The organism is Actinoplanes sp. NPDC048791 (genome assembly GCF_040650095.1).
Taxonomy (GTDB): Bacteria; Actinomycetota; Actinomycetes; order Mycobacteriales; family Micromonosporaceae; genus Actinoplanes.
Genome location: NZ_JBEZGQ010000896.1, coordinates 1 through 3418, shown reverse-complemented (window position 1 = coordinate 3418; position 3418 = coordinate 1). Strand labels below are relative to the sequence as shown.

Below are 3418 nucleotides of genomic sequence, written 5' to 3'. Positions count from 1 at the left end.
TTCATCGACTTCACCCCGTCCACCGGCGCACGCCTGCCCGCTCTGGCCGAGCTGGCCGGGAGCGCGGGCGTGCCGTACGCGGGCAACGACGGCAATGCGAACTCGCCGACGAAGGCGGCGGCGTCCGAGATCCGGTACGGCCAAGGCAGGCCGGTGAGCCGGCGGTGCAGTTCCGGATCCTGACACGCCCGGCAGACCGCCTCCGCATCCCGGGCGTGCCAGGGGCGCAGGAGCAAGTCACCGGTACGGATCGCGACCGTTTCCACGCCGACATCGTGCCCCGACACGCCCTGGCCCGGCAAAAGGTTGCAGCGGCCGGTCCGGATGCGCTGTCAGCGAACTTGTCGCCCTGTTTCACCGTCTTTGCGAGGTTAACCGGAGGCTCGGGTCACGGTCACCCAGACAAGACGCCTACGATGGTTCGGCAGACCGTCTAGGGGAGCGTTGACCCGTGTCGATTTTGGAAAAATTCCTGCGCGCCGGCGAAGGCCGCATGGTGCGACGGCTCAAGGCGATCGCGAACGCGGTCAACTCGATCGAGGACGACTACACCGACCTCACCGACGACGAGTTGCGTGAGTGCACCGAGCAGTTCAAGGAGCGGGTCGCCGACGGCGAGTCGCTGGACTCGTTGCTGGTGGAGGCGTTCGCGGTGGCCCGCGAGGGAGCCCGGCGGGTGCTGGGGCAGCGTGCGTACGACGTCCAGCTCATGGGCGGCGCCGCGCTGCACTTCGGCAACATCCCGGAGATGAAGACCGGTGAGGGCAAGACCCTGACCGGTGTCTTCCCGGCCTACCTCAACGCGCTGAGCGGTGAGGGCGTGCACATCATCACGGTGAACGACTACCTCGCCCAGCGTGACGCCGAGTGGGTCGGCCGCGTGCACGTGTTCCTCGGCCTCACCGTGGGCGTGATCCTGCCCAACCGGCCGGCCGCCGAGCACCGGGCCGCCTACGAGTGCGACATCACGTACGGCACCAACAACGAGTTCGGCTTCGACTACCTGCGTGACAACATGGCGTGGTCGGCGGCCGAGCTGGTCCAGCGCGGCCACAACTTCGCCATCGTCGACGAGGTCGACTCGATCCTCATCGACGAGGCCCGTACCCCGCTGATCATCTCCGGCCCCGGCGAGCACTCCGCCCGCTGGTACGGCGAGTTCGCCGCCCTGGTGGCCCGCCTGCAGAAGGGCAAGGACGGCGAGGGCGACTACGAGGTCGACGAGGCCAAGCGCACCGTCGCGGTCACCGAGCGCGGCGTCTCCCGGGTCGAGGACCGCCTCGGCATCGACAACCTGTACGAGTCGGTGAACACCCCGCTGGTCGGCTACCTCAACAACGCGATCAAGGCCAAGGAGCTGTACCGCAAGGACAAGGACTACATCGTCGACGAGAACGGCGAGGTCCTGATCGTCGACGAGTTCACCGGTCGCATCCTGCACGGCCGCCGCTACAACGAGGGCATGCACCAGGCCATCGAGGCCAAGGAAGGCGTCGAGGTCAAGCAGGAGAACCAGACCCTGGCGACCATCACCCTGCAGAACTACTTCCGGCTCTACAACAAGCTCGGCGGCATGACCGGTACGGCGCAGACCGAGGCCGGCGAGTTCAACCAGGTCTACAAGGTCGGCGTCGTGTCCATCCCGACGCACCGCCCGATGATCCGCATCGACCACCCGGATGTCATCTACAAGACCGAGAAGGCCAAGTTCAACGCGGTCATCGAGGACATCGCCGAGCGGCACGCCACCGGCCAGCCCGTCCTGGTCGGCACGGTCTCGGTGGAGAATTCCGAGATCCTCTCGACGCTGCTGCGCAAGCGCGGCATCCCGCACAGCGTGCTGAACGCCAAGTTCCACGCGCAGGAAGCCACGATCATCGCGCAGGCCGGCCGCAAGGGCGGCGTCACGGTGGCCACCAACATGGCCGGTCGCGGCACCGACATCCTGCTCGGTGGCAACCCCGAGTTCCTCGCCGCCAGCGAGCTGCGCCAGCGCGGCCTCGACCCGGTCGAGGACGCGGAGGAGTACGCCAAGGCCCTCGAAGAGGTCCTGCCCACCTGGAAGGAAGCCTGCGAGGTCGAGGCGGCCGAGGTCATCGCCGCCGGCGGCCTGTACGTCCTGGGCACCGAACGGCACGACTCCCGCCGCATCGACAACCAGCTCCGCGGCCGCTCCGGCCGCCAGGGCGACCCGGGTGAGTCCCGGTTCTACCTGTCGCTGCAGGACGACCTGATGAAGCGGTTCCGCGCCGGTGCGGTCGAGGCGGTCATGGACCGCTTCAACATCCCCGAGGACGTGCCCATCGAGTCGAAGATGGTCACCCGGCAGATCCGCAGCGCCCAGACCCAGATCGAGGGCCAGAACGCGGAGATCCGCAAGAACGTCCTCAAGTACGACGAGGTGCTGAACAAGCAGCGCATGGTCATCTACGCCGAGCGCAAGCGCGTGCTCGACGGCGAGGACATGCACGACCAGGCCCAGCACATGATCGACGACGTGATCGCCGACTACGTCCGCGCGGCCACCTCCGACGGCTACGCCGAGGACTGGGACCTCGACCAGCTCTGGGTCAGCCTCAAGCGCCTCTACCCGGTCAGCGTCACCATCGACGACCTGGTGGAGAACAGCGGTGGCGAGCGCAGCACCCTCGACCAGGAATACCTGATCGAAGAGCTGAAGAAGGACGCCCAGGCGGCGTACGCGGCCCGCGAGGAAGAGCTCGGCGAGGACGCGGTCCGCGAGCTCGAGCGCCAGGTCCTGCTCGCGGTGATCGACCGCAAGTGGCGCGAGCACCTGTACGAGATGGACTACCTGCAGGAAGGCATCAGCCTGCGGGCGTACGCCCAGCGCGACCCGGTGGTCGAGTACCAGCGCGAGGGCTTCGACATGTTCAACCAGATGATGGAGGGCATCAAGGAGGAGGCTGTCGGCTTCCTCTTCAACCTCGAGGTCCAGGTCGAGGAAGCCCCCACCGTCACGGTCGACCCGAGCCAGGCCGTCGCCCTGCCGGGCACCTCAACCGACGGCGAGGGCGACTCGCGGGTCGAGGTCCGGGCCAAGGGCCTGGGCGGCAACCGTCGCCCGCAGGCCCTGCAGTACACGGCGCCGACGATCGACGGCGAGGCCGGTGCCGGTGCGCCGCAGATCCAGCAGGAGCAGCAGGCTCCGGCTCTGGGTCTGGGGTCTCCCGTCGTTCCGGCTGGTCCGGCTCACGGGTCGGGCAACCGGCCGCGGAGCTCCGGGCAGGCTGAGGCCAGCAACGGGCCTTCTCGGAACGCTCCTTGCTACTGCGGATCGGGCAAGAAGTACAAGCGGTGCCACGGGGCGCCTGGAGTTTCCTGATCCACTCTCTTTGAAATACGGCCTCGCAGGGTTTTGCTCTGCGGGGTCGTTTTTCTTTTTGTCTGTGGGTGGTGG

2 protein-coding genes are annotated in these 3418 nt (G+C 67.6%); one reads left to right on the top strand and one right to left on the bottom strand.

Annotated elements, in window-relative coordinates; genetic code table 11:
- Positions 1-266 (bottom strand): GNAT family N-acetyltransferase (locus AB0C29_RS39280; RefSeq protein WP_360831711.1); only part of this gene is annotated, 266 nt, incomplete at its 3' end.
- Between the two features lie 185 nt (positions 267-451).
- Between AB0C29_RS39280 and secA the strand changes: the two genes are divergently transcribed.
- Entirely contained in the window at positions 452-3343 is a 2892-nt protein-coding gene (gene secA, locus AB0C29_RS39275) for a preprotein translocase subunit SecA (protein ID WP_360831708.1), read from the top strand.
- Positions 3344-3418 lie beyond the last annotated feature (75 nt).